Source organism: Bacillus weihaiensis, from assembly GCF_001889165.1.
In the GTDB taxonomy this organism is placed as follows: Bacteria; Bacillota; Bacilli; order Bacillales; family Bacillaceae; genus Metabacillus; species Metabacillus weihaiensis.
Window position 1 is genome coordinate 2,831,035 of sequence record NZ_CP016020.1, and the last position, 22,904, is coordinate 2,853,938.

25 protein-coding genes, 2 pseudogenes and 1 riboswitch are annotated in these 22,904 nt (G+C 34.4%); of the genes and pseudogenes, 4 read left to right on the plus strand and 23 right to left on the minus strand.

Features of this window, described 5'->3' with window-relative positions; genetic code table 11:
• Nucleotides 1-137: 137 nt before the first annotated feature.
• The 5 genes from A9C19_RS13580 to A9C19_RS13600 all read right to left on the minus strand — a co-directional run bounded on the left by A9C19_RS13580 (nucleotide 138) and on the right by A9C19_RS13600 (nucleotide 4,627).
• The gene (locus A9C19_RS13580) at nucleotides 138-650 is read right to left on the minus strand and encodes a YcxB family protein (RefSeq protein WP_072580448.1); all 513 of its coding nucleotides are present in this window, start codon (nucleotides 648-650) and stop codon (nucleotides 138-140) included.
• Between the two features lie 131 nt (nucleotides 651-781).
• Complete coding sequence (locus tag A9C19_RS13585) at nucleotides 782-1,567, minus strand: nucleotidyltransferase domain-containing protein (RefSeq protein WP_072580449.1); 786 nt, start codon at nucleotides 1,565-1,567, stop codon at nucleotides 782-784.
• A gap of 226 nt (nucleotides 1,568-1,793) precedes the next feature.
• On the minus strand, nucleotides 1,794-2,450 hold the full coding sequence (locus A9C19_RS13590; RefSeq protein WP_072580450.1) for a GNAT family N-acetyltransferase: 657 nt from the start codon (nucleotides 2,448-2,450) through the stop codon (nucleotides 1,794-1,796).
• A 34-nt stretch (nucleotides 2,451-2,484) separates the two neighbouring features.
• Nucleotides 2,485-2,853, minus strand: a complete 369-nt coding sequence (locus A9C19_RS13595) for a hypothetical protein (RefSeq protein ID WP_072580451.1) — start codon at nucleotides 2,851-2,853, stop codon at nucleotides 2,485-2,487.
• 478 nt (nucleotides 2,854-3,331) lie between these two features.
• Nucleotides 3,332-4,627 (minus strand): NCS2 family permease, encoded by a 1,296-nt coding sequence (locus A9C19_RS13600; protein ID WP_072580452.1) that lies wholly within the window; start codon nucleotides 4,625-4,627, stop codon nucleotides 3,332-3,334.
• A 243-nt stretch (nucleotides 4,628-4,870) separates the two neighbouring features.
• Nucleotides 4,871-4,972: riboswitch (purine riboswitch) on the minus strand.
• Nucleotides 4,973-5,140: 168 nt separating this feature from the next.
• Here A9C19_RS13600 and A9C19_RS13605 point away from each other — a divergent pair.
• A complete protein-coding gene (locus A9C19_RS13605; protein ID WP_072580453.1) occupies nucleotides 5,141-5,359 on the plus strand; it encodes a hypothetical protein in 219 nt (72 codons plus the stop codon).
• Nucleotides 5,360-5,550: 191 nt separating this feature from the next.
• On the opposite strand, the gene A9C19_RS13610 is transcribed toward A9C19_RS13605, so the two are convergent.
• Both A9C19_RS13610 and A9C19_RS13615 read right to left on the minus strand, forming a co-directional pair.
• Nucleotides 5,551-6,690 (minus strand): DUF6688 domain-containing protein, encoded by a 1,140-nt coding sequence (locus A9C19_RS13610; protein WP_072580454.1) that lies wholly within the window; start codon nucleotides 6,688-6,690, stop codon nucleotides 5,551-5,553.
• A gap of 326 nt (nucleotides 6,691-7,016) precedes the next feature.
• Nucleotides 7,017-8,711 (minus strand): methyl-accepting chemotaxis protein, encoded by a 1,695-nt coding sequence (locus A9C19_RS13615; protein WP_072580455.1) that lies wholly within the window; start codon nucleotides 8,709-8,711, stop codon nucleotides 7,017-7,019.
• Nucleotides 8,712-9,159: 448 nt separating this feature from the next.
• Between A9C19_RS13615 and A9C19_RS13620 the strand changes: the two genes are divergently transcribed.
• Nucleotides 9,160-9,696, plus strand: coding sequence for a GNAT family N-acetyltransferase (locus tag A9C19_RS13620; RefSeq protein ID WP_233499176.1), 537 nt, complete (start codon nucleotides 9,160-9,162; stop codon nucleotides 9,694-9,696).
• Nucleotides 9,697-9,804: 108 nt separating this feature from the next.
• Here A9C19_RS13620 and A9C19_RS13625 read toward each other — a convergent pair whose 3' ends face one another.
• The 15 genes and pseudogenes from A9C19_RS13625 to A9C19_RS13695 form a co-directional block, all read right to left on the minus strand.
• Entirely contained in the window at nucleotides 9,805-10,131 is a 327-nt protein-coding gene (locus A9C19_RS13625) for a hypothetical protein (RefSeq protein ID WP_072580457.1), read from the minus strand.
• Between the two features lie 190 nt (nucleotides 10,132-10,321).
• Nucleotides 10,322-10,507 carry a hypothetical protein gene (locus A9C19_RS13630; protein WP_072580458.1) on the minus strand — a complete coding sequence of 62 codons (186 nt, stop codon included), beginning with the start codon at nucleotides 10,505-10,507 and terminating at the stop codon, nucleotides 10,322-10,324.
• Between the two features lie 334 nt (nucleotides 10,508-10,841).
• A complete protein-coding gene (locus A9C19_RS21810) occupies nucleotides 10,842-10,985 on the minus strand; it encodes a hypothetical protein (RefSeq protein ID WP_158515093.1) in 144 nt (47 codons plus the stop codon).
• 307 nt (nucleotides 10,986-11,292) lie between these two features.
• Entirely contained in the window at nucleotides 11,293-11,679 is a 387-nt protein-coding gene (locus tag A9C19_RS13645) for a hypothetical protein (RefSeq protein WP_072580461.1), read from the minus strand.
• On the minus strand, nucleotides 11,680-11,850 hold the full coding sequence (locus A9C19_RS13650; RefSeq protein WP_072580462.1) for a Fe3+ hydroxamate ABC transporter substrate-binding protein: 171 nt from the start codon (nucleotides 11,848-11,850) through the stop codon (nucleotides 11,680-11,682). It lies immediately after the preceding gene.
• A 219-nt stretch (nucleotides 11,851-12,069) separates the two neighbouring features.
• Nucleotides 12,070-13,116, minus strand: a complete 1,047-nt coding sequence (locus tag A9C19_RS13655; protein ID WP_233499177.1) for an FUSC family protein — start codon at nucleotides 13,114-13,116, stop codon at nucleotides 12,070-12,072.
• A gap of 79 nt (nucleotides 13,117-13,195) precedes the next feature.
• Nucleotides 13,196-13,966 (minus strand): TerC family protein, encoded by a 771-nt coding sequence (locus A9C19_RS13660; RefSeq protein ID WP_072580463.1) that lies wholly within the window; start codon nucleotides 13,964-13,966, stop codon nucleotides 13,196-13,198.
• Between the two features lie 522 nt (nucleotides 13,967-14,488).
• Nucleotides 14,489-15,730, minus strand: a complete 1,242-nt coding sequence (locus A9C19_RS13665; RefSeq protein WP_072580464.1) for an MFS transporter — start codon at nucleotides 15,728-15,730, stop codon at nucleotides 14,489-14,491.
• Nucleotides 15,723-16,766, minus strand: a complete 1,044-nt coding sequence (locus A9C19_RS13670; RefSeq protein ID WP_072580465.1) for an ArsR/SmtB family transcription factor — start codon at nucleotides 16,764-16,766, stop codon at nucleotides 15,723-15,725. The genes A9C19_RS13665 and A9C19_RS13670 overlap by 8 nt, the downstream gene beginning before the upstream one ends.
• A gap of 577 nt (nucleotides 16,767-17,343) precedes the next feature.
• Nucleotides 17,344-17,942, minus strand: a pseudogene (locus tag A9C19_RS13675) (kinase).
• A gap of 159 nt (nucleotides 17,943-18,101) precedes the next feature.
• Nucleotides 18,102-18,641 carry an MFS transporter gene (locus A9C19_RS22285; RefSeq protein WP_233499178.1) on the minus strand — a complete coding sequence of 180 codons (540 nt, stop codon included), beginning with the start codon at nucleotides 18,639-18,641 and terminating at the stop codon, nucleotides 18,102-18,104.
• A gap of 27 nt (nucleotides 18,642-18,668) precedes the next feature.
• Nucleotides 18,669-19,328 carry an MFS transporter gene (locus tag A9C19_RS22290; RefSeq protein ID WP_233499179.1) on the minus strand — a complete coding sequence of 220 codons (660 nt, stop codon included), beginning with the start codon at nucleotides 19,326-19,328 and terminating at the stop codon, nucleotides 18,669-18,671.
• A 352-nt stretch (nucleotides 19,329-19,680) separates the two neighbouring features.
• Nucleotides 19,681-20,133 (minus strand): GNAT family N-acetyltransferase, encoded by a 453-nt coding sequence (locus A9C19_RS13685; RefSeq protein WP_233499180.1) that lies wholly within the window; start codon nucleotides 20,131-20,133, stop codon nucleotides 19,681-19,683.
• Between the two features lie 11 nt (nucleotides 20,134-20,144).
• The gene (locus A9C19_RS13690; RefSeq protein ID WP_072580467.1) at nucleotides 20,145-20,897 is read right to left on the minus strand and encodes a class I SAM-dependent methyltransferase; all 753 of its coding nucleotides are present in this window, start codon (nucleotides 20,895-20,897) and stop codon (nucleotides 20,145-20,147) included.
• Nucleotides 20,898-20,908: 11 nt separating this feature from the next.
• A complete protein-coding gene (locus A9C19_RS13695) occupies nucleotides 20,909-21,355 on the minus strand; it encodes a DUF4871 domain-containing protein (RefSeq protein WP_072580468.1) in 447 nt (148 codons plus the stop codon).
• A gap of 149 nt (nucleotides 21,356-21,504) precedes the next feature.
• Here A9C19_RS13695 and A9C19_RS13700 point away from each other — a divergent pair.
• A pseudogene (locus A9C19_RS13700) lies at nucleotides 21,505-21,854 on the plus strand (IS1595 family transposase); the annotation flags it as partial.
• A gap of 92 nt (nucleotides 21,855-21,946) precedes the next feature.
• Complete coding sequence (locus tag A9C19_RS13705; protein WP_072580469.1) at nucleotides 21,947-22,285, plus strand: hypothetical protein; 339 nt, start codon at nucleotides 21,947-21,949, stop codon at nucleotides 22,283-22,285.
• 176 nt (nucleotides 22,286-22,461) lie between these two features.
• Here A9C19_RS13705 and A9C19_RS13710 read toward each other — a convergent pair whose 3' ends face one another.
• On the minus strand, nucleotides 22,462-22,839 hold the full coding sequence (locus A9C19_RS13710) for an SMI1/KNR4 family protein (protein WP_072580470.1): 378 nt from the start codon (nucleotides 22,837-22,839) through the stop codon (nucleotides 22,462-22,464).
• Nucleotides 22,840-22,904: the final 65 nt, after the last annotated feature.

Below are 22,904 nucleotides of genomic sequence, written 5' to 3' on the forward strand. Positions count from 1 at the left end.
CATGCGCAACTAGTTGAAAGGGAAAAAACGGAAATGCTTCCTACCTAATAATTTCTTTCCCACTCATCCGCCTCCTTATTAAAATTGAGGGAGGATGATAAGTTTAAGTACAGGTGCCTGGCACCCCTTCATCAGCATTACTTTGAATAATTCAGTTGGACAAATGCTATCAATTCATTTTCATCTTTAATAGCACGCTTCGGAATGATATAAGAGCTAACAGAAGAGTTATAGAAATAAAAATAGTCACTGTCTTCCTTAAACTCTTGAATACCAGACCAGTTTACTTTTGTCTCACCCGTTGAATGGTGATCTGAAATTCCCTCTTCTGAAAGAGTCATCTCATGTTTTCCTACTATGCCATCGTTTTTTCCTTCTTTCAACATCTTTTTGGCATTCCTTTTAACTGTATGATAAAAGTATTTTGGATAAAATAAAAACCAAATAATAGCCATGATGGCAAAAGGGATAAGCATAAATAAAATCGGAATGTCATTTATTGATGAAAACAAAAAAGCAATGGCAATAAACATGATCGGAGTTAAGTAACGTTGAATAGCTAAGGCATGACGTCCCGCTTTTGAATTTTTCAAATGAAATAAATTAAAATGTAAGTAATCCTCTTCCGTCAAATGATACGTAATTCTCATGTATTATCTCCCTCTTCTTCATTCAAGTTAATAGTAAATTCATCTTGCAATAGTGCTCTATACTAGAATGCAGCTGGTCCATGTTGTATAAGAAATTCTATATGTATAGGGTGGATCAAATAAAGAATTATCTACCACACCTCAAGTAACGTATCTCTAAATATCTGATTTAACTCAGCTGTTGGGTCATAATCTTGGACGGTAAGGTTTTCGCTAGCATTTTCCAAATAAACAATTTGCTCTTGTAAATAAGCAAGTGTTGATGGAAAAAAATCCACTTTCATTACACCAGCTTTTTTATAATGAAGGATAGACAGTATCTCTTCTTTTATTTTAAACTCGCTAATGAATTCCTCAACTAATTTTATGAATTCAATTGGTGGAAAGGTCTGTTTTTCCACAATCCATGTAGCAGCCAAGATGGGTCTTAATGTAGTAAGATACTTTTTAATAGATAATTGTTCATCACGTACTAGATCCTTAAGATTTCCTTTTGCCATATGTAGATAATGATAGTAACATGCATGTGATGCAAATACGTTAGATTCAATAGATTTCATATGTTCAATGGTCGAAAAAGCTTGATAATAAACGTTCGAAGAATACAGCCATTCTAATAATCCTGGATTTGACTTACGAAAGAGTCTCAGCGCCTTTGTTAACTCCCAGCCACTAAGATCTAGAAGTGGATCAACTTGAATAGATAGAGAATCATTCACGGGTATCTCTAGCACATCTCTTTTTTGATCAATTGACAAATACCACTCTTTTTTATGAACATAAATAAACCTCACATCATAATCACTTTTTTCAGATGGAAAACCCCACGCACGACTTCCAGACTCACAAGCGTAGAGCACCTTCACTTCATAGTCTATTTCAATTTGCTTTAAAACTTTTATAATATGTCCCTTCACCTACCCACCTCCTGTACACATTCACAATAACTACCTATCTTTCTAATATAAACGAACGTGTTAAAAAAAGAATCTTTTTAGAGGTTCTTTATTCTAGGTTTTCTATAAGTTAGCTTAGTCACTAATGCTCTTGCTTGTATGAATAAAAAAAGGTTAACAGTTCTTACACTAGAATTATCATGGAAGTAACAATCTATACGAATCAGCATGTTTTCTAAATACGTAGCTAATCATTAATGACCCCCATATCCTTCATACAGTCAGACAAAATAGTAGAATTGATTTCGTTTGCCAGTAGATATTTCTCCCTATAAAGAGACTTTATGATTTCTTTGCACTCATCTAACGTGATGCGCTCTTTACTTTTAAGGAAGAATTCTAAAGGTATCGGGCTTTGACCTTTATGTAATGGTGGTTGTACATAGTGAAGCATTTCCTCTGCTTTAAATCCGTTTTCAGAGAAGAAGCGATTTCTTCGCACACAATCCGCTTTCTCTTCATCCGAATGAACAGCCTCTTGACGTTCCGTTTCAAGCACTAAAGCACGGAATGAAGAATAACCGTTACTACGTGACTCCTCATTTAACATCTCTTCTATTTTGTTTAGTGTTCTTTTCCCAAGACCCTTGTTTCGTTGGGTAGGAACCGTCCCTAAATAGACAATAAATCCGCTATTTACATCCGCTAAATAATGGGCTGTCAGAAACGAAATTATTTTGCCATCTTCTAATCCGACTAAAAATAAAAATGAATCTAAATCAAAGCTTCTCAAAAAAACTTCATGAGGCTCCCTAACATCAATTGGAAACATTGAATCATATAAGCAAAAGAATTCTTGGAGTAGCCGCTGATCTTCCTTCTTTATTAGTTTCCATCTAATCATGGATTACACCCCTCCTGAAAGGATCGTAAAAAAGTTAAAAAAATGCATAGTGAAAAAGTCCAACATATAATGGACCTAATAAAACGAGCATAGTGAAAAACGTAATAACTCTTTTTGCAAATAAAGACAATTCTTTCATTTCTTCAACATCTTCTCCATTCATTTTATTGAAGAAAATGCCAAAGCACACATCCCATAATAAAGCGCAAACAAAAACGATTTTCCACACAAGTGGAGTAAGTAAGTTCATATCTGTGACAAACCCGAAGAGTCCAATCCAGGCGATAACTGATACAACAAAGTCTAATTTTAAATAGACTGTTTTATATTTACCTTTCAAAAGGAATCCAATCGCTGCTGCACCTAAAATCCCAAGGTAAATAATCCATAAAACTGTTCCCATCTTACTACTTCCTTTTTTTATCATTTTTATAGTAGTATACTACTTTTCTACTTTTATAGAAATATAAATTTTAACAAAAAATGATAATAATCTAGGACTAAGTATACAGATGAAAGAAAAAAATGGTTATTTTATAGAAATAAAGAAACATATGTAGATAGTACTATTAAGGAGAAAGCTTAAGATATTCTCACTATATAAAGACTAGTGGCAGCTTTTCTTTTTAGAATAATTCCTTATCTAAATTTACACAAATTGACTTCTATGGTGATTAAGTAAAGAGACAACCATATTACTCATTTAGCTCCATGGTACATGAAAAATAATGGACGTTGTGGATCAAAACGGAGGCAATTGTTGGATACAGTAAGGCGGGGGTATAGTTCTTTTTCATTAAAAAATCCTACTTATTTGGTTCGCACATAAAAAAAGCACTCAAAAGGTCAGTATATACCAACCTTTTGAGCCTTATCAATAATCACGCAACAAATGCAAAATAAGCAAGGAAAATAACAGCTAAAATATAAATAATCGGATGGATTTCCTTGTGCTTTTTCATAGCAAGCATTGTAATTGGATACATCACAAATCCTAATCCAATTCCTGTTGCAACACTGAATGTTAAGGGCATCATAATAATCGTCACAAATGCAGGGATAGCTATTTCTAATTTCGTCCACTTGATATGATATATTTCACTTGCCATTAATGCTCCGACGATAATTAGTGCAGGAGCTGTTACTTCAGGAGTTACGATTGCAAGTAACGGAGAGAAAAACAACGCAATAACAAATAAACCTGACATAACGACTGATGAAAAACCTGTTCTTGCTCCTGCTGCGATACCTGCTGATGATTCAACAAATGAGGCAGTCGTTGATGTACCTAACACAGATCCAGCAACTGAAGCCGACGCATCGGCAAGTAAAGCTCGTCCAACGTTTGGTATTTTATTATCCTTCATAATACCTGCTTGACTTGCTACTGCGATTAACGTACCTGCCGTATCAAAAAATGCCACGAATAGGAAGGTGAAAACAACTGCCAATAGCTCAACTGTAAAAATTTGATCAAGCTGCAGAAGTGCAACTCCAAATGTTGGCTCAAGGCTTGGAATAGCCCCCACAATACTTTCTGGTTTATCAATAACGCCAAATAATATCCCAATGATTGTCGCAATGACCATACCGTAAAAAATACCACCACGAACATTCTTCACTAAAAATATGACTGTTAGAATAAAACAGAAAATGGCTAATAATGTAGGTGGCGCAGCTAAATTTCCTAGAGATACAAAGGTTGCTGGATTTGCTTGGACTATACCTGAATTCTTTAACCCGATAAATGCGACGAAAAAACCAATTCCACTCGCAATCGCATATTTTAAGTCTTGTGGAATAACATCAATGATTTTCTCTCGGATTTTTAGAACACTCAATAAAACAAATAGTACTCCAGATATAAAAACACCCGTTAAAGCCGTTTGCCATGGAATTCCCATACCAATTACAACAGAATACGTAAAGAATGAATTTAACCCCATGCTCGGGGCAATTCCTATAGGAAAGTTTGCTAATAATCCGATCATTAATGTACCGATAATTGCTGATAATGCGGTTGCTGTAAAAACAGCCCCTTTATCCATCCCAGCTTCGGCTAAAACAATTGGATTTACGACTAAAATATAGGCCATTGATAAAAATGTTGTTAAGCCGCCAATAAACTCCTGACGATAGGTTGTTTGCCTTTCTGCAAACTGAAAGAATTGCTTCATGATGACCTCCTGAATCTAAAAAATATTATCCCTTGCCACTAGTTCGCTGTGTTACTGGTTATTTTGCTCGAATGAGGCGCACACAACTGCGCAGGCGGGTAGGCTTTGGAACCTCCTGCCTAGTGTGTGGCTGTTACGTAAATCAACTACTCCGTAAACCAGACCAACAACTAAAAAAGAGCTGTAAGGATGAATACCTACAGCTCAAGTACAAAGATTACATAACTAGTCTAAACAACTAGAAAAAACATATGTAATCCTTGTAGTCATGCTATTTAAGGTAGCTTGGTAGAAACGTTTAGGCCATATCCCTAAACTTATACAAGGAACTATTTTGTTATCTTAATATAAGAACATATTCTAGAGAAAAAGAAACAAATAGTCAATGTAAATATCTTCTTAATTTATAAAAATGAAAATATCCGGAATTGTATGAATGATCCTATCTGATTAAAACGTACACACATCCTTCTAAATTCTTAATATACTAATAAAAAACGCGAGGTTATAGCAATGAAAAATTCTGAATCAATCAATGTGACAGAGGCCGTTATCACAATAATAGACATTTTGGTCATTCTTATGGTAGATGATAATCCTATTATAGGAATTGTCCTTGTTGCCTTACTTAAGGTTGTGACAGAAGATGTAAGAATTAGAGTCTTATTTATCCTGTTACTTATAACATTAGGTGTAACAGATTCGCAAAATGGGGAAGAATATTCATCATAAAACTTCATTTCTCACTTTTCTTCCATAATGCAGTATCCATTGCTGTAATTTATTTACTAATATAATAGAAAGATTAAGACGATCGAGATCTACATTGGAGCCACATACCATATTGGATCAGTCTCAACATCTGCTTCTAACTTGAATTGCTACAATTGACTTATACACAAATACTCCAAACACTCTCCTCCCTATTTCCTAAGTTCACTGTATTGGATGTTAATTCGATTTTCCGGTTTTTTATCAACAAAATAAAGAACAAAAAGAAACAACCATTCTGCCGGTTTCATAAGAAGATAGACAAGATCTGCTGACCAGTTTGACTTAATATGCCGACTAATTGGGTATCCATATTGATTATACAAATTTCTAATAATAGAATGAATTCTAGGTGTATATTGCTCCAAGATATTTTCAAAAGCATTGGCAATTAAAAGCTGTCGATTGACCGTAATTCTTTCGCCATGTCTTATTCCCGCCCGTAGTGGCTTCACTAACTTTGGATGACCCTTCACCGCAACAGTACATAAGTAATGCCCATCTCCCAAAATAACCTCTGGCGGTGGAGCAGGGAGTTTTGAATAGGTATAACTGCTTGTTTCCAAGAAAGCTTTAATGAATGAATCTGGTTGTTGTCCAAATAGAATTAAGAAAAACTGCAGGACAAAAGCCACAGGAAATAGCACAATCATCCAAAGAATCGGTAGCTTCATGTAGCTTGTTAGAAATGGCTGCATCCACTTGGGTAATCGCGAATGCTCATCTAAAGCTTTGTTCTTAAACTCCAAAATAAAATAATCCATTGATTCCTTAAGTCTCGCAAGAAAAAGAGTAGAAAGGGAAAAATACGCCACTTGTAAAATTGAAACAGTTAGACTAGAGAATAAACTCTCTGGGTAATTAGTGAATCCAGTATGTGTTAAATAAATCAATCCGATAACTATATTAAATAAGAGAATGGAACAGCAGAGAACATATAAAAGCGGAGAAATCTTGTCTATTCTTGTTCGTATCACTTGATAAGCAAGAACACCTAAGACCAAGACAAAGGAAAGAGATGAAACATATTCCTTAGATAAGGAGGCGTATCCAGTAGAATATTTCTGAATTTCTGAATAAAAAAGCAAGGCTTCTCCACCTTCAGCATCCCCATAATTTAAGTAAAAACCGACAAAGAACAGGCAAAAAAGACTAATAAAAAAGATACCTTCTTGTAGGTTTGTTCCAACATCCTCCTGAATAGGCTGCTTTCGAAAGCTCCTTATAAGTTTTTTCAAGGGAAAACTAGCTACAAAGATAAATAAAGCCATAATGATAAAAAGAAACAGCATATGTATTCCTCCACTTTCATGATTCATCATATTTTCCTTTATTATACAAAATAATACATAGAATTACTATGTATTATTTAAAAATTGGAGTAGGTTGTTTTCGAACATTGTTATTCCCAGCAAAATTTCAGGTTACACATTCCCCAAATTTTAGATAACAAAGCATTTCCTACATAAAAGAAGAGGCTGGGACAATACAAAGAGCAAGGCACCCTCCGATACAATCTATTGTGTGCACTAGATAAATCAGTGCGTACATATAGTCGTTACGATAAGGTGCCAGGCACTTCTGTCTTAGCCTCTTCAAGCTTATTCTTTAAAGATTCTTACATCCTAAATTTCCCAATCACTTCTTTCAATTGTTCTGCCATTTTCGCTAATGCCTGTGCAGAGGAATCAATTTCTTCCATAGATGCAAGCTGTTCTTCTGTAGATGCTGCAACTTCCTCTGAGCTTGCTGCGTTATCTTGAGCAAGGTTCGATAGTTCTTTTGCCGTATTCACCATTTCATCTATGCTAGCTGATATTTGTTGAATGGTTGCTGAAACCTGTTCAATTTGAGGTGAGATATTTTGTGTACTTGAGAGAATCTGACTGAATTTATCAGAGGTTAATTCTGACACCTTTACGCCTTCTTCAACATTCTCGACAACCTCACTCATTAATGTAACCGTTTCACCCGTATCTTTTTGAATAAGTAAGATCAATTCTGCAATATTACTCGTCGATAGTTGTGACTGTTCAGCAAGCTTCCTAACCTCGTCTGCTACAACAGCAAAGCCTTTGCCATGTTCACCAGCTCTTGCTGCTTCAATTGCCGCATTAAGAGCAAGTAAGTTCGTTTGTTCTGCTATTCCATTAATAACCTCTAAAATCTTATCGATTTCTAATGAACGATCTGATAAGGATTGGACCATCGAATTCGAACGTAGAATGGATGATTGAATGTTTTTCATTTGCTTTAAATTATTTGCAACATAGCTTCCACCCTGCTCTGCCTCTTCTGTTGTTTTCTTTGATAACTCAGAAACATGTGATGTGCTATCTGAAATATGAAGCACTCCCTGTAGGACCTCTTGTAATGATGTGGAATTTAATTCGAGCTTTGTACTCGTCTCCTCTGAGCTACTCGCAATTTGCTGAATTGCTTGAGCAACCGTTTCTGTTGCTTTACTCGTTTGTTCGGCACTTGCATTAAGCTGCTCTGCTGAAGCCGCTACTTGATCAGAATTCTCTGAGATCGATAGGATCATCTGACGAAGACTATCGGTCATTTCCTCAAATGACGTATTTAATTCCTGAATTTCATCCTTACTCTTAATTGGAAGCTTTTCTACATGTAATTGACCACTAGCAACCTGCTTTGTAAGCTTACTTAATTTCATAAGAGGGGTAGATATAATTCTTCCAATCACAATGCCACTAACAATGGCAAATACAGTTGCAAACAAGCTTAAAGCAATTAATAAATGCCTTGCTTGATTAGCAGCTTCTTGCGTTTCTTTCACACGTACATCAACAATATCTTTCTTCAACCAATCATGCATAGATTGTGTATCATCAGTTAACTTAGTACTAATCGGCACAAGAAGTTTCAAGCCATCTTCATTAGCTCTTTCTTTACTCACTACCTTTGAGTCCATCACTCGATTTGCAATTATGTTAAATTGTTCATTAGATTTCTCAATTTCCTCTAAGCGATCACGAGTTTCTTGAAGAGTTGATAGCTCTCTTCCTTTTTTAATCCATTCACCAATTCTAGCATTCGCTTCATTCATTCGTTCACGATAGGTAGCATTATCATCATAAAGCATATATGCTCGATAATACCCTGTTTGAAGAGCTGTATCTGTTTGAATAGATTGAGTAATAGATCTAATTTCAGATGCAGTCTCAATAACATAATCATACGCCTCTGTTGACTTCTTAATCGTTAAATAAGAAACGAACGACGCTATTCCAAATATAAGTGATACAATTAAAAAGGCTCCAATTATTTTTCTTTTTATTGATAGTTTCATTGAATGCTACCTCTTTCAAAAATTTTATGCGTTATTTATTTATTCTATGTAACAAGTAGTAAGGATTAACTTTAAACAAACCTTACATGTTGATTAGAAACTTAATAAATACATGACAAAAAACACCTTCCATATAGGTGAGAATTTCTCTATACTTAATGACAAACGTACTACTGGTAAGGGGTAGGGTCGCTACCTCTTTTACCACATCCTATGTTTTAAACCAGCTTACATAGACACTATAACAGGTACGCTATTCATCAATCTATGAAAATGGCAGTAGAGAACGCAAATACTCCTTCCCAATTCAGTTATCTATTCTTTATGAAAAGCTATTTTTATCATACCCACACCTTAAAATATCGGCATCTTCATAGCACTATTTAACATATTCAAAAAATTTTAAGTAAAATTGATGTATTTTACTCATTTTTATGGAGGGAATCTTTTGAACATATTAATTCGATTACTACAAGAGCAAGACGCAAAAGACGTATTACATCTTGAAGTTAAAAACAAAGAGTTTTTCCAATCCTATACACCACTACGTCCTGATAGCTTTTATACAATAGAAGGTCAGCTAGATAAGATTAATAACACGATAAAGAATGCAAATAATGGTATTGGATATAGCTTCGGTATCTTTTTAAAGGGTTCACAGCGTTTAATTGGCATCGTAACACTAACTGAAGTAGTAAAAAGTGTGTTCCAAAGCTGCTGGTTAGGCTATTACTTAGATCAAGAAGAGAATGGGAAAGGTTATATGACAGAGGCTGTAAAGCTTGCAGTGGATTTTGCTTTTAAAGAATGTAACCTGCACCGTATTGAAGCAGGCGTTATGCCACATAACATAGGCTCCATTCGAGTTCTCGAGAAAGCTGGATTTCATAAAGAAGGAATTGCAAGGGGAAATGTCAAGATTAATGGAAAATGGGAGGATCATCAAATTCTAGCCATTATAAATGAGTCGTATGTTGAGGAGTAAGTGATACGGTTGGAAATTGAGAATCCCTATTTTTTAATGAAAAGAGGGTGGGACAAAACAAAGATCCAGTAACTTATGTCCCAGGCTCTTTCTCGTTCTAGTAAACCCTTATAATAGATCCATCCTCTTTTCTCTTCTCCATCTCCAAACTAACATGACAATGGCTACTAGAATCAACGTACTATATGTCCCAAATGGTAACCACAATGGATAGTGAATACCCAATAGAAAGAAAATAAGATATTCAAAAATTAAGAGGATCAACATGATTGCTATTGGAATTTGCAATCCAATTAAAGATAAATAAAGTGAAGCAATTCTTGAGAAAAATGCTGAAATAGCCGCACCAATAAAACCAAGAACATACACACCAATTATAGTAAGTAGAATATATTCAAAAAACGTTACATCAAACCATATGTTATAAAAACTCATAAATGAATTTAGATGGGAATCAAAGAAGACCCTAGTATCATTTCCTCTTTTGTGTCAGTAGGTACAATTTTTTCATATCTTTCATTAAAATAACAATCAATCACATCAATAAATTACGGCAACTTATCAACTTTTAAACGATATAATAAATAGGAATCAGTATTTTCATTTTTTCCCCAGTTTGTTCTTTTTATAAAATCACTAAATGTTTATTATTAGTTGTCGAGTAAAAGGCTGCTTCAACAAAAGTAAGGCTTCTTTCCTGACAATGATTATTTAGTCCTACTAAGATCGCATCTTCAATACTTCTACTTAATACTCTACAGCTTAACAAAAATGTAGCAATGAACAATGTTTTATTTATTTCTTTTGTCATCACTACACCAACAAGGCCATTTTCTCCAAACCTATCTGAGACTTCGATCGTCCAATAATCACGTTCTTCTTCATTGCAAAAAATGAAGCTTAATTATCAAGTTTCACTCCTCACAGCTTCCCTTGCTCCATCCAACTTATGATACGGAAGCTACCAAGAATTGATATAAAAAGTAACAAAATATCTAAAAAAAGATAAATAAAAAACTGGTTTATTTCCATTAGCCCTTGCACATTGCTTACTATAAAAATGAAGAGAGCTAGACACATGATGTAGCAAAAAACATTAGGAATAATCCATAGAATTCGTAGTCTATTGTTCTTCAATTCCCCACCTACTTTGCAGTCAAATCAAACGTCTCTTCCTGATCTAACCACTTTACTCTCACCTTCATTACTTCATCTTCTTGAATCTTTTCTCCATTCCCACTACTGCTATTTTTAAACGATTTCGTTGTTAGTGGTTCATCAAAATTCAACTTCGCATCACCACCGCTGGATGCAGATTCATATGAATATACTAATTGTTTTACGGGAGCTAATTCCCTTATGTCCCCTTTATAGGTTAAGACAAAGGAATCGTGATAGTGATGTTCATAGGACTGTCCTTTAACTGTTTCATCTCCAAAAACTGAGAATGTAGCCTCCCACTTTTCGCCCTCTCCAAAAACGTATACTGATAGTCAGTTGAATTTGTTGAACAACCTACCACTAACATGAGCAAGTAAACGAGGACTCCTACCCTTTTCATAATTTACATCCCCCTCGAATCGTTCTCAATTCGCTTTACTTTTCTCTTCCTTCAATCTCTTCAAGAAAATGAGGATAACTCTCGACTGTATAAGGTTTCTGGTCCTTTTCTAAGACAATAAACTGATTGGATCCAGTAAAAAATAATTCATCATGACGTTCTTGAAAGTCTTCATTCACCTTATAAAAAACGGTAAGCCCGATCACAAATTCATCCTGCTGGAACTGTTCAATACTTTCTTGAAAGAATGAACTTTCATTTAATTCATTCTGATATCCAATAAGGTAATATTCGCCTTCTTTCTCAGGAACAAAATCCTCAAACTCCTTTGGTATGGTGGAAGTTTGGGAGGTGCAACCTGTTAATAGAATGAAAATAATGATAAAAGGATAAAAGTAGATTCGTAGTTTCATATTTGACACCTATCTAAACCTCCCACTGCATTCTTCACAGATAAAGCTTCCTTCATTTCTTAGGAAAGCTTTAATTTCTGTAAAGCCTCTCCTTTTCGGCCATTTCAGCTTTATATAGACTTCCTCTTCATTTTTTATTTCTTTGTTGCAGTTTGAGCATTTTGGTTTTTCGTTAAACATGATTTCCACCTACTCACATTAGAATGATTCCCAACTACAATTACGCAATAAGAGGTATTATAATTTCATGGAAATAGTTGCATTTCTTTTATATTAATCTTAATAGTAAGCCAAAACATCCCAATTATCCACCATTTTTTTACAATAACCATCAAATTAACAAAAACAAAAAAAGCCTGAGAAAAGAATACTTCCCAGACCATTTCATTATTGCTCCTATTATTCATTAATAGTCTTTAAATATTGATTAATTAGTTTTTCAAGACGCTCTAAATGAAAATAATAATTGAGAGTAGAGGAAAGAATAATCATGTGTCGAATTTTATGTTCATTGTTTTCGTGATGATAGGATAAAGCCTGATGATAGAATGTGTTTTTATCAATGGAAACGAAGTCTGCATGCTTATGGTTTTCTTTTATATTTCCCATGTATTTTAATAGTAAATATTCATGAAATTTTATGAGTTCTTCTAGCTGTTGATCATATACTTTTCCTTCGTTTGAATTATTATGAATTTGAAAATAATGTTCTTCAATATTTTCTAAAAGCTGATTTCCTTCCTCTAACACTTTAACCATTTGTTTAAATACAATGATCTCTCTTGTTTTTACTTGCTTTGATTTACCTAGCTTTTCTCTTTCCTCATTAAAAAGCTTAAATTGTTCCCCTAATTTCAAAAGATTTTTAGTAAAACGTTTATTTACCTCTTGAAAAGAGGTCTCTGTCATTTCATTTGAGATAGCGGTTCTCATTAATAGGGACATATCCTGGAACGTAGTTTGAATATCTTGAATAAATTTCTTTTTATGCTTTGGTGGAAAGATAAAGATATTAACTAAGATAGCAGTTAGTGTTCCAATTAAAATGACAAGAAATCGTTCTAATGCAAAAGATAAATCTCCACTAGCTGATGAACTCATAATTGCTATAACGGTTACTAATGTTAATGGAATGGTCGTTTCCATTTTTAACTTAATACTTAAAGAGATCATTAAGACAATGACAAATCCAATGATTATTGGGTTTTCCCCAAAAAAATAAAGGAAAAATAACGAAATAGAAGCTCCTAGTGTATTTGTGATAATTTGGTCTAGCAATTGCTTCCACGTGCGGTATACAGATGGCTGTACTGCTAAAATTGCAGCCACACCGGCGAAGACAGCGTTTGCTAATCCTAAGATGTTACACATATAGATAGATAGTGCCACTGCTAACCCAGTCTTTAATATTCTAGGACCAAAAGTAATACGAATCTCTCCAATCAACTTGCTATATACTAATGAATTTTACTATAAGAAAGATATTCCTTAAAATTGAATATCTTTCCTATCCGTACCATTCTACTTAAGATTGTGCTTCCTCTTCCTTTTTCTCTTTTGATAGGAACCATCCGCCTGCAGCAATCAGCAATAAGACAACGTAGAAGGTGATTTTCCACTCTGGTGATTTAGCAAAATCTGTTGGTAATATTGCGAGCTCCGGATGAGATAATGTGTAAACTGTTAACTTAACACCAACCCAGCCTACAATTAAGAATGCAGCAATCTCAAGCCCAGGTCTTGTATGAAGTAATTTCACAAAGAAGTTTGCTGCAAAACGCATGATGATTAATCCAATAAGACCCCCTGCAAAAATAACAAGGAACTTTCCTCCATCAAGTCCTCCAATATTAGGAAGTGGAGTATTTGGAAGTGTTACAGCTAATGCAACAGCTGCTAAAATAGAATCAACTGCAAAAGCTATGTCTGCTAATTCTACTTTAAAAACTGTACCCCAAAAACCAGATTTTTTCTTTTCCGCATCCTGTTCTTTGTTTTTATCTTTTTTCATGACAAGCTTTCTTACAATGTGATTTGTAGCGATAAACAATAGGTAAAGAGCTCCAATCGCCTGAACTTGCCACACATTTACTAAGAATGATATCGCGAAAAGAGATCCAAATCGAAAGACAAACGCTCCCGCTAGTCCGTAAAATAAAGCTCTTTTTCTTTCTTCCTCTGGTAAATGCTTCACCATAATTGCTAAAACCAACGCATTATCAGCTGCTAATAAGCCTTCTATCGCAATTAATAATAATAATACCCAACCATATTCTACTAATAATGCAAACTCCATTCTTACAACCTCCTCTACCAAATCTTATTTTTTATCATTAGCATCTCCATTACAAAATACACTGCTTACACTACTACTTTTCATCACCACCATCTTAATATAGGAAGATTTCTTCTGCGTTCCTGTACACAAAAAAGACCTTTACCACAATTGGTAAAGGTCTTGCTAACAACATGGTTGCCAACAAAGCCGAGAGGTATTCTCCTCTGAAATGACGACCTTGCTGTAAAAGCTACTCCCCTTTAGGAGACTAAAAATATTCATTTTATATGTAAATCATAAAGTGATGTGGAAATATTGTCAATAATATTATGTTTTTATTTACACCTGATCATTCATATAAAATCAATCCAAATTATCACTTGTTAATTTATGTTAAAATAAATCTAGATTTTGCGTAAAGAATGTCCTCTTCTTAACAGAAAAGGTTAAGTACTAAAAAAGGTTTATATATCTTTAAGGTTAATTCAACTTAATTAACTATTTGTTCTGAAAATATAGAAATTATGAGCAAATTCCCTCCTAAGCCACCTTCTCTTCTACGTCCTCACCATCTAGAAATGAAAAATATGGTAGTACTAGTCCTATCACCGCAGAACTAAAAATAATAAAGCCAATTAGAAAAAATAAGGGACGAATTTCTACTACTTCACTTAGCGTACTAGCAAACAATATCCCTAAGGGCATCACTCCTCTTAGGATAAGCAATCTAACACTCATGATGCTACCTAGCATTTGATTCGGAACGACTTTTTGAAAGATGGCGATATTGTGAGCACCAAAAACAGCAAGAGCTACTCCTGCGATTATTTCCGTAAAAATTGCAACTGTTAAACTAGTTGTAATCGAAAGAGACACGTACGTTAGTCCACCAACAGCAAGTGCACTTAATAGGAGAATTCTTTTGCTTTTGTATGTAATGAAACCAACAATTGAAGAACCGATTACATACCCAAGCGGAAAACTAGCAACAAAATAACCGTACTCCTTAAAACTAGCCCCTAAATCTCCTGTAATAAATGGGAGATTTAATACCATCGTTGCCCCTACTCCAAATTGAACAAAAGCAAGAAAAATACCCAACCATAGTAGATTTTTTTGTTTATAAAATGTGCTTATACCCAACTTAAATTGTGAAAGCCAAGTCCTTCTAACCAGCACATCCTCCTTCTTTTCCTTAACAAACAGAAGCAAGCTCCCACTAAAAACATACAAACTAACAACAATCAGCAGCATCAGTGTTTCTCCTATGTATTCTAGTAGATTTCCAGCTGCAATCGGTGCTAGAAACGTCATTAGGCGAACAGGACCATCAATCATGGCATTCGCCTTTAAAAGAAGCTCACCATGCAATAAAGTCGGAAGAATAGCATGATTTGCTGGTGTGTAAATAGGAGTAATGAGTCCTACTATTACTTGCACAATGTAGAGATGCCATACTTCAAGGCTTTGAAAGGAAAGGGCTAAAACAGGTACACAAAAAATTAATCCCCTTGTCCATTGTGAAAAAATCATGAGCCACTTTCGACTCCATTTATCAATGAAAGGACCAATACCCAATTGAAGAAGTAAAGAAGGTAAAAAGTAAAACAACCACATACTTCCAAGTGCCAGCGGAGAGCCTGTTTCTTGATAAACTAGAATCGATAGACAAAATGTCCCCAATGTCCCTCCTAGCTCTGAGATGACATTCCCAATCCAAACAGCAACAAATGACTTACTTTTAAATAAAATGGTATTTTTAACCACTAATTGTCTAGGCATCTAAAAATTGCTCTAGTTCATTTTCAACTAACGAAAGACTCGTTTTATGCAACGAATAGGTTCCACCTACTGAAAAAACTAATTTTGCAGCTTTTAACATTTTCAAATGGTGATGGACAGTAGATTTACCCAATTGGAGACGATCTGTAAGCTCCTGCAAAGTCATTTCCTTTTGATACAGAAGTTTAATCATCTTAAGCCTAGCCTCATCTCCTAAAGCTTTGTATTTGAGAACAAGAAATTGATTAGGTGTGAAGGAATCTTTAGGTGATATGCTTTCATTTGAAATAGGATAGTAAAACACTTTAGTGCCTTCGATATCCGCTTCAATTGTCCATGGTCTATAAATGAACTGTGGGATTAATAAGACAGTCTTGATTGATGGCTCAGGTAGATAACTTCTTCCCCCTGTTACCATTTCAACAAGTTGTTCAGGTTGAATTTTTTCGAGTAACTGTTCTTTCATTTGAGCATCTCTTTGCAGATAACGTGTTAACTGGGATTCATCTTTACGGATAACCTCTAAATACCACGACTTCATAACGTTTTTTATGTGATTCTTAAAAAGTGATATTTCTACTACACTAATAAATTCGATGTATTCTGGAAAAAATGGATTTTCCCTTGTCTCTTTTTTTAGTCTCTCCACTGCATCTGAACTTCCTTTTGATGCTGCTTTACGATCTCGTTGGTTCTCATTTCCGGTGAATGGTAAACATATATACTTCAATTCTTCTTCTGCTAGTTGATCGATATACAAACAAAATTCTTCGAAAGATTCACATTTTCTATAATGTAGAACCTGCAGAAGTGATTTCCATGTATTGTTTTCTTCCACATAGGATAACTCTTCTACTAGATTTGACGATAAGGATTCTCTTAACTGCACCCAATCATTAGCAGGTTTATCTAAGGTATCAATCAATTGTTTATTCGTAATCGCTGCAATTCCTAACGCACTTTCCCATAACAACGAGCTTTCAATTTGAATTGAATAGGTTTCCCTTTTTCGGCTAGTGGAGCTGATAATATTCAATTTCCACACCTCATTTTCTATTATTTACCTATATTCTATAATATTCTAATAACATATTCAATATTTATAGAATTTTATTTCAAAAGAAATTGAATAAGCATAGGGACGTATCTTATGCTCCCTAACCGAAAGTAAAAAATCACTAAAAACGTCCCGGCACTTCTTAACAATCCATTTATTATTTATTACTTCAATAAATCTAACCTTTAAATAATTGTAAAATTTGTTTACCATCCGTATCTCCATGTATAGTCGTAAAAGGAATAACATTTGAAATACCTATAATGTAAGATAGAAAAATAAAACTATCTAAGTAATTTCTGAAATTCAAAAACTCATATTCAGTAACAAGATCTAGAATGACTGCTGTTATCCATAATACGAACCCCCTTCATTTTAAGAAACATTTTCTATTTGCATCAAAACTACTTTATCTAAGACAGGGCTCTAACAAGTCTGCAGTACACCTTTTTAGTTTATGACCTATAATACTTATTTCAATCACTTTTACCCTCTAAAAATAGTTTTGACTACTTCATCAGTCAAAAGTTGTTCCTGTATATTCACTCTGAAATGATTAATTCTTAATCATTAGATCGGCGCTTTCTATTGGCGAAACTGTCTCCATATAATATTCTTCTGCTTTCCAGTATCTAGTTTCAAACTTCACAAGATTGTTTTGCGTTTCAACACGTTCCCGTTTAAACCTCTCTTTTCGTCCACAATCTACAAAAATCATATAATCGAAGTAATTTCTCCACTCTTTTCTTTGTAAAAACACTCCTTCAATTAGTATCAGACATGTATCAGGTAGTTTAATCGTGTTCAATGAATGTGTATCGTATCATCTTCATTGTTATAAGTTAATAATTGTAGTTCATGAGAAGACTTAAGTCTTCTGAATAAATGTTCTTTTAGCCATTCTACATCCCATTGCAAATGGTAATACTCAAACCACTCTTCATTACCAGTATTATAACGTCTTTTTCTCTCTACAATGTAATCGTCAATATGTAAAACACAAATCTCTTTATCTTCAATGAGCTGTTCTATATTTCTTACGATTGTTGTTTTCCCTGAACGACTTAATCCATCTATTCCAAGTACTACCTTATGACCTTGTTTAACTTCAGGAATTTTTTCCAACAAATTTAATAATGTACTTTCCAAAATCATTCCACCTCATATTACTATTCAAGCTACAGCATCCTATAGACATATCAAAGAAACTAATTCCTTATAATCAGTTCTGAAATCCTATGATATGAATGAGCCTATCGTTATACCTTTTTACTATTTCAACATCTACAACTCCCATTAAAATGATCCATAATTTTACAATACCTTTTTTGGGACATCCTGTCTACTATTTTCCACGCTTGAAAATTGAACGCAAAAAATGAACAAAAGAGTAGCAATGAATAGCATGAGTATAGCTCCTCCTCCCACTACACTTCTTATTGAAAACAGTTCAGCTGCAAACCCAAATGCAGCTGTTGCAATGATAATTAATAGAGCTTCTAATAAACCATAAGCACTCCCAATTCTCCCCATTATCTCTACCGGTATATGATTTTGATAAAACGTGTAAAATCCAGTATTTGCGTATGATAACGAAAAAGATAAGATAAAAAATCCAATTGCTGCTACAAGAAATGAAGATGAAAGCGAGAAAACAAGGTATCCTATTGCCGTAATGAAAGATCCCATACTCATCATAAAATAGATGGATAGCTTTTCAACAAGTACCGCGTTCAGTAAAGAGCCTATAAAAATACCAACTCCCGCAATACTAACCAAAACCCCATATTGAGCTTCACTTAAGGATAAAACAAGTGTAGCAAAGGCTACTTCAAGCGAATCCGTTGCCGTCATTAAGACAACCATTGCGCTAAATAAGAATTAAATCATCATTACTTTAATATGAGTACGACTAAACTCAATGACAGTCTTCCAGTCACGTCTCAGCAAAGAAAAAGACATTCTTTTATTCATCATCTCTCTTCCATTTGTTACTGCATCTGGAAGCATGCAAAGCAATCCAACAGCTCCTACTAGGAAAATAGCATTTATGAAAATAGCAATATTTATGGAGCCAATAGTAATCAATAATCCTGCAATAGCTGGACCAGTTAAAAACGCACCAGAATCTAAAAGACTACGAATCGAGTTAAATTTCTTTCTCTTTTTTTCAGGGATTAATTCAGCTATGTACACCATTGAAGCTGGATGAAACATAGAACTACCTATTGTAATGAAGAAAACAAGGAAAAAGAGTAACGTCAATGATGATGTAAAAGGTAAGAATAAAATGAAGAAAGCCTGGAATATATTGAGAAAAATCAACAGCTTCCTTTTATTTAATCGATCAATAAAACTACCGGCCCAACTATTTGTAAAAAGAGTAGATAAGGCCCGTACAATATATAAAAATGAAACCGCTAAAGCTGATTCTGTTAGTTTTAATACACTAAGATTTAGCGCAATAAAATATATCCAGTTTCCTACACTTGAAATTCCGATACAACTTAATAAAATACAGGCATGTCTCCAACCTCCCACAATCCTACCTCCTAAACTAAAATTCATTAATTGCAATTAATTTAGAAAATAAAAAAACCTCACCCCCAAGACTTATGTCTTAGGGACGAGATTTTCTCGTGGTGCCACCCTAGTTTATTTATTTGTTACCAAATAAACCTTATTAGGTACTGGTCATATTCATCCAGACCTATGCTCTATATCCGGAGCTCCGTTTTATCTATGCTCAGAGTCTTGACTGTTTATGAAAACCTCTCACCCCTTCTCAGCCATCAGGGCTCTCTGTAAAGAAACATTTTCATTCCCTTTTCTCTTCATCGCTTTATGAATTTAGTAAACTTTATCACAATATCCTAAATATGTAAATGTCCTTTTAACATTTCCCTTCCATCCTTATCACCTTACCATCTAGCTCTTCTCCCACTTTCACCAATCCCATTTTTTCATAAAAAAATAGTGCACGTACATTAGTAGGTGATACTCGCAGATGATAATTAGACACCTGATTTTCTTTGAAAAATTGGAGTGAATAATCATGTAACCTCTTCCCAAACCCTCTCCCTCGGTACTCTTTCACGAGATAATACAAATGGACATAACCAATTTTACGATTTTCATAGGACCGAATACTTACTTCAATTTGACCTAATATATGGTTTTTTTCATTCACAAGAAAAACAAATCCATTAGGGAACTTCTCCACTTGTTCCTCTAGCCAGAAAATATAGTCATCTTCCTCACCAAAACCCTTATCATGTCCAAAGCTGATGAGAAAAGAGTCTCTACGATTGGCTATTAGCTGGTCTCGATCGAATCTTGGATTCATTGACCGGAAGTTCATATCGCTATGGCCTTTATATAGAATCGATGCTGTCTCACGTCAAAATACCCTTCTTTTTCAATCAAATTATATAGTTTTAACAAATTTTCACGAAAATCCTCTACATTAAACTTCTCCACTTGCCATGGTATTGCGTTTAAGTAATAAATCAAGCTGCCAAGATCATAAAAGCGTTGATATGGGTATTCTTCCTTTGATGAAAGAATCCTAAATCCACTTTCTTTTAATTCAGCCAGAGCAGTCTGCAAGTTCCATTTCTCATACTCCGAATTAATTGGTGCTCCTAATGCATTGTTTATTTCTATGCAATCTTGTCCGCCTACCTGTTGTATTAAAAATATTCCATCACGCTTCATCACTCTTCTTATTCCCTTAGGAGAGTAGGATTCATGTTTGTTCAAGATAAGATCGAAAAACTGATTTTCAAACGGAAGTTCTTCATCACTTTCTATAGGAAATACATTCACGCCTAGTGGTTCTAGCCTATTTATGGCAAGAGATACGTTAGGTTCATACCCCTCCGTAGCATATGTTTGTATAGGCAACGGTCGAAGCTTTGATAAAAATTCTCCTCCTCCAGTGCCCATATCAAGCATGACTTTTACAAAAGGTAATAAGGAATACGCCATACTTCCATAGGACCATGACAATGGCTCACTTGTCATACGATCTGTTTCAGTTATGAAAGAAAAATCCCAACCTAAAAATTGATTTGTTTCGTTAAGGAAATCTTCGAACGTCTTTTTCATTTTCCTTACCTCTATTCCACATCAACAATGATTGAATCAAACAAGCTATCACCTAAGTAAACATCCAATCTCCATAATCCTGTTGCAGGTAACTTCATGGTCGTAGGGAGCGATGCATTTGCACCATTTATTTCGCTAACACCAAGCTCACCCCTATTTTCAACAACAACAATTTCTTCACCAGTTTCATTCTTTACTCCTATCACTTTCAATTTCTTACCCATAAACTCTGACTCCTCACCCCAAAAGTGAAACAAATATTTATTAGGTTTGTTTGCTTCAAAGTTCATCCCTATTATTCCCACTTTATCTTCTTTTCCCACCATCTTTGTACCTGTAGAAGTTTCAAATTCTGGTGAGACCACCCAATTAGTATTGCTTGTATTGGCCGACACACAACCAGCCAGTAGCACTAAAAAGAGAAACATTATACCTTTTCTCAAACTTACTTTCACCATTTTCTCCCCCTATCGTTTTTATAATAGACGAATACAAATGGCGAAGGTTTCATCTTTTTCCATACAAACTGGTTAAATTTAGGAACTGAGCTTTTGGTTCCTTTGTGAAGCCAAAGAAAAAAAGCATCAGAAACGTCCGGGTGCTTCTTGATAATATGTTTGGTGCTAAGCTGACACCCGACCATGTACTTGTAACAGATGCTTGGAGAGCATATAAGACGTATGCAAAAGAAAAAGGCTTAGAACATTATCGAATTAAATCTAATGATGGTAAACACGTTATAAAGGGCTTATATCTCATTAAAATGTTAACGGAATGCATTCACGAATGAAGCAATGGATAAACCGTTTTAAAGGTGTGGCTTCAAAGTTCCTAGACAATTATCTTGCTTGGTTTTTATTTGTAGATAGCCGTAGTAATGAAAGCACTAAACACAATATTAAAAAATTTTTATTATCATCATTCGTATTTGAAATGACGGACACTTATGATAGTTAACGTCTAGCGAAATTCATTGTTTAAAATAACTTGATACTTTAGAAAGAAAATGGAGTTTTATGGTAAAATACTTGTAAGGAGGGGTTATCTTAATGAATAAGATAGATATTGTTTTGATGATATATGTAATTTTTATGATTGTGGCTACTATTATAAGCGTTAAGTATGATTCAAATATGATTAAGAAAACAGGATCATTTCTTCCGCAAACCCTTGTTGCAGGGACTATTAACTTAGCATTAGGTGTATTTGGAATAATAGGATGGTTTTTCTTTTCTTGGGGAGTTAATGAATTTCTCTTCTTTGGAGGATTAGTTTTGGGCTTGGGATTATTGGTTGTTGGAGAAGTTGTTTTACTTTCAATCTTGTTTTCAAAGCGTAAAAAATGGATACAAATATACAATGAAAGTTTAAATGGGAGCAGTAGTTAAAAATTAACATTAAACTCTAACACAGCCTAAATTTTGTTCCCTGTTACAATACATCGTATGTTTAAAATGTCATCTCGCCTAATTATCGTACTTATATTCATAGCATAATAATTATACAACTCCATAATGGTACAACCTTCATGGGCTAAAGATTTTAATGTTTTTTCTTAAAATTCTTAGTCATGTAACTTATCAAGAAATTCCGTAAATGTTGCTGCAACGTAAAATACATTTTCTCTTGCACGCTCTTCAGCCTGTTCTTCAGTTAAACCCTCTACTTTTATTAACATTTCTTTTTCCCAAGCATTTTCATGTTCCCCAAAAACTACAATTGGACTTCCAGAATTATTATTATAATCTAAACAAATTAAATTTCCAGCAGGATCATTCGCAATAGGGGAAACCTTTTTAGGAAGAGAAGGTTCGTATATTTGATACTTTTTAACAATGTACTCGCTACTTTCTTCATCAAAACTAAATAAACTACCAAAACAACGCTCTACAATGCCTACATTAAATTCCTCTGGTAATACACTTGCACCTCCATTTGTTATCTCTCTTCTCTAATTTAAAAGGAGTTTATTCGGCACTGGGTAGCCCCACACAAAAAGAAACCTTA